This window comes from Novosphingobium sp. KA1, assembly GCF_017309955.1.
In the GTDB taxonomy this organism is placed as follows: Bacteria; Pseudomonadota; Alphaproteobacteria; order Sphingomonadales; family Sphingomonadaceae; genus Novosphingobium.
The window spans coordinates 709,321-724,976 of the sequence record NZ_CP021248.1 but is presented as its reverse complement, the minus strand read 5'-3'; the positions used below and the strand labels follow the sequence as shown (position 1 = coordinate 724,976).

Here is a 15,656-nt window from a genome sequence, read left to right as displayed (position 1 = left end):
GCAACATCACACGGCTATCGCAGCCCGGCGCTTGACCGGCAAGGCCAGTGTCGCCAGCAAGAGTCCCAGTCCAGCCAGCAGCACGAAGCCGCTCCAGCCACTCATGCCGAAGTAGATCGAGGGCGCCAGGAACGACAGGACCGAGATCGCCTGTCCGACCAGCCCCGACGCCGCCCCGCTTTGCGACGGATCGCGCAGGACCTGAGAAAGCTGCGCCATAGCCACCGCGCCCATGCCGCTGAAAGCGACCAACCAGCCGAACAGCCCCACCGTGGCGCCCACGAACCCTGAGCCTGGCCAGAAGACAATGAACTGAGCCGCTACGCCCAGCAATGCCAGCATCACGAAAAGCAAACGGCGATCGAACCGACGGGTCAGCATCGCCCCCGTGACCAGGCCGCAAACGATCATCGCCACGCCTTTCACCGCTGCCACGACCGTTGCCGAAGCTGCCAGAGAGGTGCCATGCACTTCGGCAAGATAGGCCGGCGCAATCAGGCTGGTACCATAAGATAGCGCCGAGGGTACCGAGACCGCACACGCCAGCCGTACGATCCCGGCTTCGCGGAACACGCCTGCAAAGCTACCCAATTGTTCGCGCCAGGGCATCGCTCCCGCCGTGCGAACGGCGGGTAGCCGAAACGACGCAAGGGCGAGGATGAGCATCAATGCGCCATAGGCAAGGAAAGCGGGTTGCCAATGCCCTGTCCCAGCAAACGGCGCCGCCAGCAACAGTCCCACCGCAAAGCCGGTCGGCGCATAAGTCGACCACAACGACATTGCGCGAACCTGCCTGTGTCCGGTTGTCGCGCTGACCAGCAGCGCCGGCGCCGCCACGCTGATGCCGGTAAAGCCGATTCCCGCCACGGCCAAAGCCAGCGTAAGCATCGCGAAACCGCCGCCAAGCACGACGACGAGCGCTGCGATTGCACCTAGAACCGCCGAGCCGATCATAATCCTGCGCGCACCCCAGCGGTCGACAAGCCCGCCGCAGAACACGGCCCCCAAAGCGGACGGCAGCGAGAACATCGACAGGGCAAGGCCAACCTCGTGCCGGGGCACATGCATGGCCGCGCCAAGATCGATGGTGAGCGCGGCAGCTACGCCGACCATCGCCATGCTGGCGACCGTGCTGACGTAGACCAGAACGATGGCCAGCCAGCCCATCTCCGCCACTGCCAACGTCGGATAGGCGCTATCCGCCTGATTCTGCATGCCTGTCTCCACGGGATCGCCGACGATCGATGCCACCTCAGGCCCGCTCCACGATAGTGTTTTTCATCGCCCGGCCCAGAACTTCAAGCCTCTCGCGATCGGGCACCGGGCCGGCTCTCGCGCCGTCCCGACCAGCGCCGTCGATATGCCAGACGGTTTCCTGCCCCGGCACGTAGCGCGGCCAGTGACCGGTTGGACCGGCACTGCTGCCGTTGGGATCTCCGGTTCGCGCGAAGCTGGTCCACCAGCCGCTCATACGATCCATCAGGTCGCGCTGCCCAGAAGCCATGCCATAGCCGCGAGCTCCTTGCGTGCGCAGGGCAAATCCGATCTCCGAACCGTGGAAGGCACCCAACTTTGCGCCGGTCCCTTCGTCGAACACCGCACCCGCCGGCACTGCGCCTGCATAGCTCCACTGGTACGAATAGACCGGCGCGCGCGCGGAATGGGCAAGGGCTGCCGCCAGAGCGGCAGCATTCCAGTTGAAGATGATATCCCCCATCGCGGCGTGCCCCTGCTTCGCAGCTGAGGCATCGTCCGCCGCATCGAAGAACCGCAACGCCTCGGAGATCTGATCCCGATACTCGGCGCCGATTTCCTCGCGCAGGCCGCTAACGGTGCCCCCGCCCAGCGGCGGGAACATAGAACCCTCATCGCGGTTGCGCCCGACGATCACCGGCACGGCAGCGTGGTTTCCGGCCATGACCATGGCGAAGGGATGTTCCGGCACGAAGTGGCCGTCGATCTGGGGATAGAACCGCCAGGCCGCCGCATTGGCCGCGACCAGTGCATCGGGCGCCATGGTCCGCAAATCCGCAAGGCTGACAGCACCGACTTCCTTTGCGAAATCGAGCCCCGCCTGCTCCATCGGCGCGCGCTCGCCCAGCAGGATATAGCTCGATGGCTCTCCCATGGGCGCGCCGCTCTGGGCGATGCCGCGATGGAACAGTCCGCGCGAAGCCGGCATGACGAGGTGGAACCCCACACTGAACGCCCCGGCCGACTGCCCAAGAATGGTGACGTTGCCGGGGTCACCCCCAAACGCAGCGATATTATCGCGCACCCAGCGCAGCGCGGCGATCTGGTCCATCAGGCCATAATTGCCGGAAATGCCGTCCCCGGACTCCGCCGCCAGTTCCGGGTGGGAGAAGAAGCCTAGAATACCGACGCGGTAGTTGATCGAAACGAAGACCACGCCCTCTCCGGCCAGCGCTTCCCCGTCGTAAAGCGGGTTGTCGCTCGTCCCCGCGACGAAAGCGCCGCCATAGATCCAGACCATGACCGGCCTTGGCTTGTCACCTGCGTCTGCAGGAGCCCAGACGTTCACCGAAAGGCAGTCCTCGTCCATGCGGCCGACGGCATGGAAATTGAAGACGGTCTTCCCCTCTGTTCGCGGCGCCCAGGGGCTTGCCGAAAAAGCCGTCGTCCGCCGGGCTCCAGTCCACGGCGGGACCGGCTGCGGCGGCCGCCAACGCAAGGCGCCTACGGGTGCCTTGGCATAGGGAATGCCCAGCCAGCGGCTTATGCCGGAGGTGGGCAAAACTTCCCCTTCGACAGGCCCCGAGGTCGTTTGCACCACCGGCGAAGAACGCGCCTCCCTCGCCAATGCACTACCGGCCGCCGAACCGGCAAATGCCAGCCCTGCCGCGCCGGCAACGAAGCCACGGCGGGTAACGTCTTGTCCCGTCACTGTTCTGCTCATCGTGGCTTCGTCCCGTTGCGTGGCGGTTACTGGCGGTAGGTCAAGGTCAGACCAAAGGTGCGCGGACGGTTCACATAGCCGTAGTAGAGCGGCGAACCGGCCAGATCGTGCGTACGCGAAAGCGGCTTGTTGTCGTTGAAGATGTTGTTCGCGAAGACCGACACATCGACATTCGCCACCTTCGCGCCCAACCGCGCCGAAACCAGCACACTGGACTCCGTCGGCGTCAGGCCCGCATCATAACTGAAGGTATCGGGATCGAGCGCCGGCCCGCGACTGCGGAACGTGGCGTCCGCCCGGAAATAGCCATCCACGTCGTTGCTCAGCGGATAATCGAACTGGCCCCACGCCGCGCCGGTCCACTGCGGACCGCCGATGCGCGCACCCTTCGCCGCAAGCAGCGAACCGCCGCTGCCTTCGACATCCTCGGCATAAGTCGTGCGGTTGAAACCGACGTTGCCGCCCACGCTCACGCCCGGCGCCAGCTTGAAATCGACAACCACGTCCACGCCGCGGCTGTTGGCCTTGCCCAGGTTCTCGATGTACTGGAAGCCGCAATTGGGCAGGTTCACCGGCTGCTGGATATTGCTCCACTTGATCCAGTAGGCATTGACGTCAAAGTGCGCCGCGCCGCCGAGCGCGCTGCCCTTCACGCCGCCGTCGAAGCTCCAAACGCTATCCGACTTGTACTGGCGCGGGCTCGTCTCGATGCCCAGCGAAGCGAGATCTGCCGCGCAGTAATCTGCCGGAACCGGTCCCTGCGCACCGCCCTGGCGGAAGCCTTTGGCGGCGTTGGCATAATAGAGGGTGTGCGGATTGGCTTGGTAAGCCACACCGAATTTGGGCGTGACCGGGGTTTCCTTGGTCTTGCCTTCGACGAAGCTGGGGCCACCGTTGACCGGACCATCAGCGGCATCGGTAAAGGCAAACTTCATTTGCGAGACGCGCAGGCCGGCGCTGAGGGTCAGCTTTTCCGTGGCGTGGTAGTCGAGATTGGCGAAGCCGGCGATCTGCTCGTCTTTCGAATGGACAAGATCGATGTAGCTGTAGGCATCCGCGGCCGCCGCTGGATTGGACGACGTCGTCTTGTTGTCCGAGGTTTGGCGCTGGTTCGAATAGTAGAAGCCCACCACCCAGTCGAGCGGCCCACCGGGTTTGGACTGCAAGCGCAGTTCCTGCGTGAAGTTGGCCTGCGCGGTCACAACCGTCGCTGCGGAGGGACGCAAGGTTGAAACCGGCGTGACCGGATCACCCGTGCGGATCGCCCGCAGATACGACGTGTAATCCAGCGTCACCACCTGGCGGCGGTCGAACCACGAGGTGTTCGAGACCACCATGACCTTGTCACCGTCATACTGCAGCTTGAGCGCGGGCAGATAGAAGCGATCGCGGCGTGGTTCGGCGATTGTATAGCCGGAGCGGTAATCGGCATCGCTGTAATCGCTGTACTGCTCCCAGTACTGGCTGCGTTCGGGCTGGTACTGCTTCTGATAGAACAGGGACGGCGTGATCGTCAGCTCTGGAACCGGCTTAATGGCGAGCGCGCCGCGCACGACGGTCGTGCGCTCCCAGTTCACGTTCTTGCCGAGAACATCGCCGGTGGTGGCATCGATATGATCGATATACCCGCCGTCGCGCCGCTGCGAGATGCTGAGCCGCAGGCCGACAAGATCCTTGGCAAGCGGGGCGCCGAATGCGGCCCCCACTTCGTAGGACGGCGCGCCGTTTTCGGTCGTTGCCACTTCGGCGCGGCCATAGGCGGAAATGCCGTCAAGGCTGGGGGCGGGCGTAATGAAGCGCACCGCGCCGCCTTCGGCGCCGGCACCGAACAGCGTTCCCTGCGGCCCCTTCAGCACCTCTACGCGTTCGAGATCGAACACTTTGGGGAACACGTTGCCGCCGAAATAGCCAATGCTGCGGATCTGGATTGGCGTTTCATCGACGTAGATGGCGGTCGTCGACGCGCCAACGTCGGAGGAAATACCCCGGATCGAGATGCTGTTGCTGGTATTACCCGAAACACCGCCGGTATTGGTGAAAAGAAGCCCCGGTGTAAAACGGGCAAGATCGTCGATCGAGCGCACGCCGCGCTGATCCATCTGCGTCTGGCTGAACGCATCGATCTTCAGCGGCACCTTGTCGATCGTCATTTCGCGGCGCGTCGCGGTTACGACGATAGTGCCGGTATCGGCTGCGCTGTCGGCATCAGACGACTGGGCCAGTGCCGGCGTCACCGACATCACCGCAACGCCGGCCATAAAACCCGCTTTCAGCGCAGAAATTCTTCCCTCAATTTTCAAATGTCGATGGAACATACAACCTCCTTGAATCGGATTGCTCTGTTCGCCCCTGCTCTATATTCTTGCTTGTTGCGTATTCATTGGATCAGAACAGATCGAAGTATTCGCGCTGCTCCCAGTCCGTCACTGTCGTATTGTAGCGAACCACTTCCGCCCGCTTGATCATCAGGTAATAGTCGACGAAGGCGTCTCCGAACCCGGATCGCAGCATTTCATTGGCGTCGAGCAGCTCCAGCGCCGCCTCCAGACTGCCCGGCAAGGGCGCAGCATCGACCTGATAGGGAGAATCGACGGGTGCCGGCGGCTCCTGCCCGGCTTCGATGCCGGCAAGGCCGGTGAGCATCTGGCTCGCAAGATAGAGATAGGGATTGGCGGCGGGCTCACCGATGCGGTTCTCGATCCGGGTCGCGCCCGGCGCGCCGCGCGCCAGCACCCGCAGCAAAGCGCCGCGATTGTCCTCACCCCATGCCACCCGGTCGGGCGCCAGCGAGTTAGGGCGGTAGCGCTTGTATCCGTTGATCGTCGGCGTGCTGAACGGCGTGGCAGCGCGTGCGCCTGCCAAAAGGCCCGCCAGAAAATGGCGCCCGATGGCAGACAGCCCCGGCTCGCCATCCTCGCGTGCGAACAGATTGCGGCCGCTGGCTCGTTCCCTGAGCGACTGGTGCAGATGCCAGCCGCTCGACATCGCGTCGCGCCACTGCGGACGGCACATGAAACTGGCGTGATAGCCATGGCGGCGGGCGATCTGCTTCACGGCGTTGCGAAACAGGATCATATCGTCGGCCGGCGCAATGCCCTGCCCGGGCCGGAAGACGAACTCCACCTGGCTGGGGCCGAATTCTATTTCCAGCGAATGGATCGGCAGGCCAAGCGCCTGACAGTCACGGCGCAGAACGTCGAGAATGGGCTCGATCCGGTCGAAGCGTTGCTCGGTCAGATAGGCATAGCCCTGGTGCAGCGGCGCGACGGTCGGCGCATTGCCCGGCTGCCCTACATCAGACAGTTCCAGTGCGGGATCGACCAGACGCGTCAGGTGAAACTCCACCTCCAACCCGCTCACGAATTCGAACCCGCGCTCCGCCAACCGGGCGACGGCGCTCTGCGCGATACGGCGGGGAGAATGGGCAACCGGCCTGCCGTCCGGATAATAGAGGTCGCACAGCATCCAGCCGGTACCGGAGGCCCAGGGCAGCACCCGGAACGTCGCCGGATCAGGCACCATGATCAGATCGCCACCGCCTTGAAGCATCGGATCGCCCACCCCGGCCCCGGCCGTGAACACCGGCGCGACGGTACGGTGTGCGGTATCCTTGAAAAGCAGGGTGGAGGTGATGGCACAGCCATCCTCCATCGCACCTTCCAACGCGCCGGCCATAAGCGTCTTGCCGCGCAGCAGTCCGTGCAAGTCCGGAAACGACAGGCGCACCTGATCGATCCCTGCGGAGCGAACCTGCGCGCCGATCTCCCCCGCGAGGCGCGTCTGTTCCTCCGACCAGAGATCGTGCCGGGCGATGAAGCCGGTCATTGTCCTTGGGATTCCACAGCCCAGGGCGCATTTTCGCGGCGACGCGCATCGACGCGCTGCCAGTAGGCGACTATGTCCTCGCCGGCACCGGCGACGCCGTCGATCGTGGCCGGCCCGGTTACCACCGCTGCCTCCTCGGACCTTAGCGCGAGTAGTGGTGCAAGTCCCTCGCCGGCCTTGCGGATCTCGCTGAGCAGCAGCTTGCGATAGGCAACGATCCCCTTGTCGGTCGTGCCCAAGTGCTCGCGCGTGCGGTCCTGAATGCGCCCCTGGCTCTCGACCGCCCACTGGTCGTGGACATTGATGTCCTCGCCCATGCCCGTGTACGTGCGCAGGCGCTGCTCTTCGAGATCATAGCCGTAATTGTTGTGGCGGCCGACGCGCGGCATATAGTCCGGCAGCGTGTAGAGCTTGAGCCGCTGAGCGCGCATCGTCTCCTTGTCGACCGCTTCCGCAAAGCCAGTGAAGATCGCGTACCAGTAGCAGCTCTCGTCATCGATCGGCACGTGCCACTGGGTGATCGTCATCGTTTCGGACAGCGGAATGACGAAGGCCTGCGGGAACAGCACGTTGGTGACGCGAACATGGGTCGCGCCATTGGCAAGCGAGCGAAGCGCGGTGAGCCGCAGCCCGATATCCGATCGCTCCACGGCGATATCCGGGTTCTCGTACTCGCGCAGCACTTCCGTCATCGTGAAGTCGCTGTCGGCCGACGTGGCGCGGAACTGCCTGCCGTAGCTGGCCGCCGCGTCTTCATCCTCGTAGAACCGATGGAGGAAACTGGCATGGGCGGGATCGATCCCGACTTCCAGCGCCTGCAGCCAGTTGCAATCGAGATAACCCTTGAACGCGAAGACGTGGCTTTCGGGCGCGGTGAAGCAATCGAGCGCGGGAAACGCGGGAGGTTCACCCTCCCCAAGATACCCGAAAATGATGCCCCCGCGCACTTCGACAGGATAGCTCTTCTGTTTGATGCGCGAGCAAAGCTTGCTGCCGGAGGGCTCGCCCGGGGTTTCAAGGCAATTGCCATCGACATCGAACAGCCAGCCATGAAACAGGCAGCGCAGGCCGCCATCCTCAAGCCGCCCATAGGCAAGATCGGCATTGCGATGCGGGCAGTCCCGATCGAGCAGACCGACCCGCCCCTTGTCGTCGCGGAACAGCACGAGATCCTGTCCCAGCACGCGCACGCCCTTGGCGGGCCTGGGCCCGTCCAGTTCGTCCAGCAAGGCGATCGGCTGCCAATAGCAGCGCAGCATTGCCCCAAGAGGCGTTGCGCGGCCGGACCGGGTTATCAGATCGTTTTGTTCAGGTGTCATGGAACCGAGAGACTCATACTGGTTGGGTCATCAAGCTCTGCGACGTTATCAATTTTCCTAAGAAGAAAAAGAGGGAAATTTTTTCAGAAAATCGGAAATAGCCAGATTTTGAGAAATCTTGCGTTAGAATGGCTATTTTCTGCGGATTTTTTGCAAAACGTATTTTCCAAATGGCAGCGGACCTGAATGCCGCACGTGCTAGTGCGCTCCTCCCGATCAGGCCAAACAGAGCGCTGACGGCATAAAGTTGCAGCGCTCCATGCAAAGACTCCGCGCGAGGAAACGGGCATGTTCAGCTAACATGATTTCCGACCGTTGCGATTCTCGTTTGCCCGGAATTCATGCAGATTTCGTTGAAATTTATGCAAATTTAGGAAATGCAAAGGAGGGGGTTCGTCGGCGGCGAGTTCGCCCAGAGCTAAGCGCAGACGCAGGTCCACGGCAAAAGGCACGGCCCGGCGGCAAACGATAACGCACGCCTCGATAAATTTATTTTCCTATAGGAAATATCTGTGTTAGGCATCCCCGCAATCTACGCCCAGCAGGAGGAATGCCTTGAAGATCGTCAAAGTCGAAGCCTTTCCCTTCCGTCTTCCGCCGCGCCGCGATTTTCGCTGGGCGGGACTGGTGGCAGACCTAGGCGGCTTCGTCGCGGTTCGAATCGAGACCGAGGGCGGCATCGTTGGCTTCGGTGAAGCGACTCCGCTCCCCGACTGGGGTGGTGACTGGGAACGGCGCTGCGGCGAAACTCAGGAAACCGTGACGCACATCGTCAATACAGTGCTTGGCCCTGCTCTCGTCGGCCTCGATGCCACGGCGGTAACCGCCGCTCGGCAGGCCATGGACCGGCTCGTGGTCGGAAATGTCTATGCCAAGTGCGCAGTCGATATCGCCCTGCATGACGCATGGGGCAAGATCGTCGGCCAGCCCGTCTACAAGCTGCTGGGCGGTGCAGTGCGCGAATCCGTTGCCGTCGCCCACATGATCGGCCTGATGGACGAAACCGAGGCGCTGGCGGAAGGCGCCGAGGCGGCTGCAGACGGGGTACGCTCGCTCCAGATCAAGGGCGGCGTCGATGCCGAGCGCGACATTCGCCTCGTCGCGGCCTTGCGCCGCGAGCTTGGGGACGATTTCACCCTGCGTCTCGATGCGAACCAGGGTTACGGCCATGGCAAACCCGCTTCGAAGATCGTCGCGCGACTGGTCGAAGCCGGCGTCAGCATGGTCGAACAACCCACTACAGGGCTTACTTATATGGCGGAGGTCACCGCGAAGTCGGGCGTTTCCATCATCGCCGATGAGAGCTGCTGGAATATCAGCGACGCCCTGGACGTCAGCGGTGCGCGCGCGGCGGATGCCATCTCCATCTACCTCGCCAAGGCGGGCGGTTTCGTCGGCGCGGCCAAGGTCGCCCATGTCGCCGGCGCCCAGTTGATGGCCTGCGACGTCAACGGCTCGATCGAATCCGCGATCGGCACGGCCGCCAACGTCCACTTCGCGCTCGCCCAGCCGCCTGTGACCTTGGGCGCCGTGATCGCGGTCAGCGCGCCGGCAGGAACCCATCCCTGCAAGGTCGCGGGACGCTACTACGAAGACGACGTGCTGGCCGAACCGATGGGCTTCAAGGACGGCGCAATCCTACCGCTCGATGCGCCGGGCCTCGGCATCACCGTCGATGAGGACAAGCTAATGCACTACCGGTGTCACTGATATGACTGTACCAACCACATTGGGGCAAACGACATCGGGCTTCCGCATTTCCGCCGATATCGGCGGGACCTTCACCGATATCGCCTGCCTTTCACCCGACGGCAGCCTGACCACCGCCAAGACGCCGACCACGCCGGACGATTATGCCCGCGCCATCCTTGCCGGCATCGCCGAAGTGGCAGGGCGGCTTGGCCTTGCTCCGGACCGCTTCGACGAGATCCTGCACGCCTCCACGATCGCCACCAACGCGATCCTCGAAGGCAAGGGCGCGCGCACGGCGCTGGTGACCACGGAGGGCTTCCGCGACGTGCTCGAACTGCGCCGCATCCGTGTGCCGCGCCTCTACGAGCCGCTCTATCGCAAGCCCGCGCCGCTGGCGCCGCGCCGCCTGCGCATGGAAGTGCCCGAACGTCTGGGTCCGCGCGGAGAGGTGGTGCGCGATCTCGATACCGCTGCCGTTCGTGCCGTAGCCGCTCACCTTGCCGATCAGGCGGTCGAGGCTGTGGCGATCTGCTTCCTGCACAGCTACGCCAATCCCGAGCACGAACGCGAGGCCGAACGGATCCTGCGCGAAGAGCTGCCGGAAGGCACGTTCGTCTGCGCAAGCCACGAGGTGCTACCCGAAATCCGCGAGTACGAGCGGACCAGCACTACGGTCGTCAACGCCTACATCGGCCCGGTGATCAGCCAGTACCTCTCCGCCCTGCAGGACCGGCTGCGTGATGCCGGGCTTTCCGGCCGCCTGCTGATGATGCAATCGGGCGGCGGCCTGCTTGACGTGGACCGGGTGATCGAACGCCCTGCAACCGTGGTCGAAAGCGGCCCGGCGGCGGGCGTCGTCGGCGCGGCAAGGCTGGGGGGCAAGGCCGGGCACGGTGATGTCATCACTTTCGACATGGGCGGAACGACTGCCAAGGCCTCGCTGATCGAGGGCGGTAGGCTGGTCTCTACCGACGAATATGAGGTTGGCGGCGGCATCTCGATGTCGAGCGCGCTGGCCAAGGGCGGCGGCTATGCACTGAAGCTGCCGGTTATCGACGTTTCGGAAGTGGGCGCGGGCGGCGGCAGCATCGTGCGGATCGACGCGGGCGGCGCGCTCAAGGTCGGGCCGGACAGCGCCGGCGCGGTGCCGGGTCCAGCCTGCTACGGCGCCGGCGGCACCGATGCGACAGTGACCGACGCCAATGTCGTGCTCGGCTACCTCAACCCTTCGGCTCTGGCGGGCGGCGCCGTGCCGATCGACGCCAGCCTGTCCCGCGAGGCCATCGAGCGGAGTGTGTGCCGGCCGCTGGACCGCGATCTGCACGCCTCTGCATGGGGCATTCACCGCCTTGCCAACTCGGCCATGATGCGTGCGGTGAAGGCCGTATCGACCTATCGCGGGCGCGACCCGCGCGACTTCGCCCTGTTTGCCTTCGGCGGCAATGGTGGCATCCACGCCGCCGCGCTCGCACGGGAACTGGGTATGACGAAAGTCATCGTACCGCCCGGTGCCGGCGTGTTCAGTGCGGTCGGCCTGCTGTTCACCGATCACGAAGTGACCCGCTCCGCTGCGTTCGGGCGCACGCTAGCAGTGGGCGATGCTGTGCTGGCGGACATGGCTGCCGTGCTGGACCGGCTGGAAGGCGCGGTTCGCTCCGAACTCGGCGAGGCTCCCACGCTGCGCCTCGCCTGGCGCGCGGACCTGCGTTATCGCGGCCAGGGGTTCGAACTGGGCGTGGATCTGCCACGCGGACCGCTCGACGCCGGTTCGCTGGCGGCCATGCGCGCCGGTTTCGAGGCCGAACACCGCCGCAGCTACGGACACGACCTTGGCGACCATGCCATCGAGATCGTCACCCTGCGCGCCATCGGCACGATCCCGCCGCAAGGGTCGGACACGATCCGGGACGCCGCCCAGCCTGAGCGAAGCGAACATGGCTTCAACCGCCAAGCCTACTTCGGCCCTGAGCACGGCTTGATCGAAACCCCAGTCGTGAGCCGCGCCGATCTCTCGCTGACGGACCGCCCCGGCCCACTGATCGTCGAGGAATACGAAGGCACGACCGTCGTTCCGCCCGGATGCAGCGCCCTGCGCGATCCAGGCGGCAACATCGTCATCACGCTGGCGTCGGCCCCGGAATCGGGACTTGCAGGCCAGCGCGAACAGGTTCTGGAAACGGGAGCCTCGCAATGAATTCCGCCACGAGTTCCCCAATGGCCAGCAACGTTGATCCCATCCTTCTCGAAGTGTTCAAGAACGGCTTCGAGGCCATTGCCGACGAGATGGCGCTGATCCTCATGCGCACGGCCCATTCGCCGATCGTGCGCGACGCGATGGACTTCTCCACCGCGCTTTGCGACGCCGAGGGTGAAAATCTGGCGCAGGGCCTCACCACCCCGATGCACCTCGGCAGCTTCCGCGACGCGATGCGCCACCTGATGGACGAATATGCCGGAGACATCCATGACGGCGATGTCTTCATCGGCAACGACCCCTATCTCGCCTCTGGCCAGCACCTGCCGGATATCTACGTCGTCAAACCGATCTTCCATGACGGAGCGATCCAGGGATGGGCCGCAACCATCGCCCATCATGTCGACGTCGGTGGGCTGGTGCCCGGCAGCAATTCGCTGAGCGCGGTCGAAATCCATCAGGAAGGGCTGCGACTACCCTTCCTGAAGCTGCGCCGGGCCGGCGTGCCGGACCCCGTCCTGCCGCGCGTGATCGCCGCCAACGTGCGCACGCCGGACCTCGTGCTGGGCGATATCGAGGCGCAACTTGCCGCCGCCGTTGCCGGTGCGCGCGGCCTCACCGCAATGATCGAGCGGCACGGCGCCGGGACGGTGCGCGACTACGGCCTTGCCCTCCATGACTATGCGGAACGCCTCGCCCGCGCGGCATTCCGCGAGATTCCGGACGGTACCTACACCTTCGAAGACCATATCGACGGGCTTGGCGACGATCCCCAGCCGATCGTGTTCCGCCTTGCCCTGACCGTGGCGGACGACGAAGTCACGGCAGACTGGACCGGGACCGCGCCGCAAGTGCGCGGCGGCATCAATGCGCCGATCTCGTTCTGCAAGTCGAACGTCTACGCGGCGCTGCGCTCGATCATGGGCGCGGACGTGCCCAACTGCCACGGCTATACCCGCCCGATCCATGTTGTCGCCCCCGAAGCCAGCGTGCTCAACTGCACCTACCCGGCGCCCTGCGGCGCCCGCGGCATCACCGGCTATCGCATCGTCGACTGCGTGTTCGGCGCGCTGGCGGCGGCCGTGCCGGACCGGGTGACGGCGGACGGCGCCGGCGGCTCCACCCTGCCCAGCTTCAGCGGGCGCATCGAGGGCGAGACCTTCGTGTTTTCCGAATGCGTCATGGGCGTATGGGGCGCGACGAGCGAGCACGACGGCGAGGAAGGCGTGCCGCACATGGCCTCCAACCAGGCCAACGTCCCGATCGAGACGATCGAGGCCGATTACCCGATCCGCGTCGAACGCTATGGCCTGATGCCGGATACCGGCGGCGCCGGACGCAATCGCGGCGGCCTGGGCATCCTCCGCGAGTACCGCGTGCTCGCTGACGACGTCTATTTCGGCGTCCGTTCCGACAAAGTCACGCATCCGCCGCATGGCCTCGACGGCGGCCTGCCGGGCGCGCCCGCCAGCAACCTGCTGGTCCGTGCAGGGGGCGAGGAAGCTTTGCCTGCCATGCCCACCCGCGCACTGACATTGGGCACCGGCGATCTCTATCGCCATGTCATGGCGGGCGGCGGCGGGTTCGGCGACCCGCTCGGTCGTGAGCCCCACCGCGTGCTGGAAGACATCATCGACGGCCGCATCACCCCCAGGCATGCCTGCGAGGCCTACGGCGTCGTACTGGAGGAGGACGGCACGCTCGACGTGGCCGGAACCAGCACCCTTCGCGCCCGGATGAAGGAGCTTGCCCGATGAACATCGCCATGGACCGGCGCGTCGTCTCCGATCTCGATCCCTTCTCGGAAAGCTTCCGCGCCGACCCGTACAGCCATTATGCGCAGCTTCGTGCACTGGGGCCGGTGGTCTGGCTGGAACAACACCAGATCTGGGTCGTCCAGCATCACGCGCAAGTGAAGGAAGTGCTCGGCGACTGGCAGCGCTTCAGCAATGCCGGCGGCGGCGGGCTCACCAACTACTTCAAGGAACCGAACTGGCGCCAGCCCAGCATCATCCTCGAAGTCGATCCACCCGAGCACGAACGCACCCGCCGGGTGATGATGCGCGCGCTCAACGCCAAGGCGCTAAAAGCCATGCGCGGCGGCTTTGAGAAAGTGGCCGACGAACTGTTCACAGCAGCACTCGAAAAACGCAAGATCGAGGCGGTGTACGACCTTGTGCAGCCGTTCCCGCTGACGGTCTTTCCCGATGCGGTCGGCATGCCCAGGCTCGACCGCGAGATCATGCTGATCTACGGCGGCATCGTCTTCGGCGCCTTCGGCCCGCGCACGGCCTGGTACGACGAACTCATGAAGCGCGCCGAAGAAGTAAGCGGCTGGATCGATGCCCGCTGCGAGCGCAGCGCACTCACCCCGGACGGTCTCGGCGCGGCGATCTATGCTTCCGCCGACGAGGGCGACATCACCCATGCCGAAGCCAAGCTGCTGGTACGCTCCTTCCTTTCGGCGGGCGTGGATACCACGATCGACTCCATCGGGCTGTGCCTTCGCGCCCTGGCCGAGCATCAGGACCAGTGGCAGGCGCTGCGCAAGGATCCCTCGCTCGCCCGCGCCGCGTTCGAGGAAGCGACCCGCTATGACAGCTCCTCGCAAAGCCTGTTCCGCACGACCACCGAGGCTTTCGAATTTGCCGGCCAGCAGCTGGGCAAGCATGAGAAGGTTCTGGTTCTGATCGGCTCGGCCGGACGCGATCCCGCGGTCTGGGACGAGCCTGATCGTTTCGACATTCACCGCCGGATTTCGCATCAGATCGGCTACGGCACCGGCATTCACGGCTGCGTCGCGCAGATGATGGCGCGCCTCGAAGGCGAAGTGTTCTTCCGCGCGCTTGCCGAAAAGGTCGAAACGCTCGAAACCACCGGCCCCTCCGAGCTGCGTCTGGTGCCGGGCCTGCGCGGCCTCGCCAGCCTGCCGCTCGCACTCACTCCCAAATCCTGAGGAAATAGCCCCATGGCAACAGTCATTGTCGCAGGTGGCGCCACCGGCATCGGTCGCGCTTCGGTTCAGGGTTTCCGCGCGCGCGGAGACAATGTGGTGCTGATCGACCATCGTCCCGAGGCCACACTGGTGGCGGAAGAGGATCATCCCGGCGCCTGCCTATTCCTCCAGCGCGATCTCGCCGATCCGGACGTACCTTTCGAGGCCGTGGCGCTTGCGGCCGAGAAGTTCGGCGGCGTCGACACCCTGCTGGTCACGGCCGCCGTGATGAAATCCGCCGCTCTGGCCGACTGGACGACCGAGATGTGGGACCACTCGGTCGCCCTCAATCTCAAGATGCCGTTCTTCTTCACACAGGCCGCCGCGCCGTGGCTGCGCAAGTCGGACAATGCCAGCGTGGTGTTCATCTCCTCCACCGGGGCGATCCGGGGGCACGCGGGCATGTCTGCCTATCAGGCGACCAAGGCCGCGCTGCCCGGCCTTGCCCGCAGCCTCACCGCCGAACTTGGACCGGACGGGATCCGCATCAACTGCATCCTGCCAGGCTGGATCGAAACGCCGTTCAACGATCCCTTCTGGGAATACCAGCACGATCCCGAAGACAAGCGCAAGGCAATCGAGGCGCAGATCCCGCTGCGCCGTCAGGGCGCGCCGGACGAAGTGGCCAGCACGGTGCTGCTGCTGACGTCGCCCGCCGGGCGCTACATCGCAGGGACCTCGATCGTGATCGACGGCGGCTATACGGCGGTCTGA

General features: G+C 64.7%; 10 protein-coding genes. 5 read left to right on the top strand and 5 right to left on the bottom strand.

Annotation, left to right across the window (positions count from 1 at the left end; genetic code table 11):
* Nucleotides 1-6: 6 nt before the first annotated feature.
* The 5 genes from CA833_RS21180 to CA833_RS21160 form a co-directional block, all read right to left on the bottom strand.
* The gene (locus CA833_RS21180) at nucleotides 7-1,215 is read right to left on the bottom strand and encodes an MFS transporter (RefSeq protein ID WP_207081083.1); all 1,209 of its coding nucleotides are present in this window, start codon (nucleotides 1,213-1,215) and stop codon (nucleotides 7-9) included.
* A 37-nt stretch (nucleotides 1,216-1,252) separates the two neighbouring features.
* Complete coding sequence (locus CA833_RS21175) at nucleotides 1,253-2,917, bottom strand: carboxylesterase/lipase family protein (RefSeq protein ID WP_242526579.1); 1,665 nt, start codon at nucleotides 2,915-2,917, stop codon at nucleotides 1,253-1,255.
* A gap of 26 nt (nucleotides 2,918-2,943) precedes the next feature.
* The gene (locus CA833_RS21170; protein WP_207081081.1) at nucleotides 2,944-5,175 is read right to left on the bottom strand and encodes a TonB-dependent receptor; all 2,232 of its coding nucleotides are present in this window, start codon (nucleotides 5,173-5,175) and stop codon (nucleotides 2,944-2,946) included.
* Between the two features lie 127 nt (nucleotides 5,176-5,302).
* Nucleotides 5,303-6,742: a glutamine synthetase family protein gene (locus tag CA833_RS21165; protein WP_207081080.1), complete on the bottom strand. Its 1,440-nt coding sequence runs from the start codon at nucleotides 6,740-6,742 to the stop codon at nucleotides 5,303-5,305.
* The gene (locus CA833_RS21160; protein ID WP_242526578.1) at nucleotides 6,739-8,001 is read right to left on the bottom strand and encodes an aromatic ring-hydroxylating dioxygenase subunit alpha; all 1,263 of its coding nucleotides are present in this window, start codon (nucleotides 7,999-8,001) and stop codon (nucleotides 6,739-6,741) included. The genes CA833_RS21165 and CA833_RS21160 overlap by 4 nt, the downstream gene beginning before the upstream one ends.
* 615 nt (nucleotides 8,002-8,616) lie before the next feature.
* Between CA833_RS21160 and CA833_RS21155 the strand changes: the two genes are divergently transcribed.
* From CA833_RS21155 to CA833_RS21135, 5 genes are read left to right on the top strand one after another with little or no spacing between them, the layout of a single operon-like run.
* Nucleotides 8,617-9,771, top strand: a complete 1,155-nt coding sequence (locus CA833_RS21155; RefSeq protein ID WP_207081078.1) for a mandelate racemase/muconate lactonizing enzyme family protein — start codon at nucleotides 8,617-8,619, stop codon at nucleotides 9,769-9,771.
* 1 nt (nucleotide 9,772) lies between these two features.
* Nucleotides 9,773-11,947 carry a hydantoinase/oxoprolinase family protein gene (locus CA833_RS21150; protein ID WP_207081077.1) on the top strand — a complete coding sequence of 725 codons (2,175 nt, stop codon included), beginning with the start codon at nucleotides 9,773-9,775 and terminating at the stop codon, nucleotides 11,945-11,947.
* Nucleotides 11,948-11,967: 20 nt separating this feature from the next.
* Nucleotides 11,968-13,704, top strand: coding sequence for a hydantoinase B/oxoprolinase family protein (locus tag CA833_RS21145; RefSeq protein ID WP_207081076.1), 1,737 nt, complete (start codon nucleotides 11,968-11,970; stop codon nucleotides 13,702-13,704).
* Entirely contained in the window at nucleotides 13,701-14,903 is a 1,203-nt protein-coding gene (locus CA833_RS21140; protein WP_207081075.1) for a cytochrome P450, read from the top strand. The genes CA833_RS21145 and CA833_RS21140 overlap by 4 nt, the downstream gene beginning before the upstream one ends.
* A gap of 12 nt (nucleotides 14,904-14,915) precedes the next feature.
* Nucleotides 14,916-15,656, top strand: coding sequence for an SDR family NAD(P)-dependent oxidoreductase (locus tag CA833_RS21135; RefSeq protein WP_207081074.1), 741 nt, complete (start codon nucleotides 14,916-14,918; stop codon nucleotides 15,654-15,656).

Bases quoted from the DNA above. Each gene is read 5' to 3' on its own strand.
- CA833_RS21175 (WP_242526579.1), bottom strand. From the start codon at position 2,917: ATGAGCAGAACAGTGACGGGACAAGACGTTACCCGCCGTGGCTTCGTT.
- CA833_RS21165 (WP_207081080.1), bottom strand. From the start codon at position 6,742: ATGACCGGCTTCATCGCCCGGCACGATCTCTGGTCGGAGGAACAGACG.
- CA833_RS21160 (WP_242526578.1), bottom strand. From the start codon at position 8,001: ATGCTGCGCTGCTATTGGCAGCCGATCGCCTTGCTGGACGAACTGGAC.
- CA833_RS21170 (WP_207081081.1), bottom strand. From the start codon at position 5,175: ATGGCCGGCGTTGCGGTGATGTCGGTGACGCCGGCACTGGCCCAGTCG.
- CA833_RS21135 (WP_207081074.1), top strand. From the start codon at position 14,916: ATGGCAACAGTCATTGTCGCAGGTGGCGCCACCGGCATCGGTCGCGCT.
- CA833_RS21140 (WP_207081075.1), top strand. From the start codon at position 13,701: ATGAACATCGCCATGGACCGGCGCGTCGTCTCCGATCTCGATCCCTTC.
- CA833_RS21180 (WP_207081083.1), bottom strand. From the start codon at position 1,215: ATGCAGAATCAGGCGGATAGCGCCTATCCGACGTTGGCAGTGGCGGAG.
- CA833_RS21150 (WP_207081077.1), top strand. From the start codon at position 9,773: ATGACTGTACCAACCACATTGGGGCAAACGACATCGGGCTTCCGCATT.
- CA833_RS21145 (WP_207081076.1), top strand. From the start codon at position 11,968: ATGGCCAGCAACGTTGATCCCATCCTTCTCGAAGTGTTCAAGAACGGC.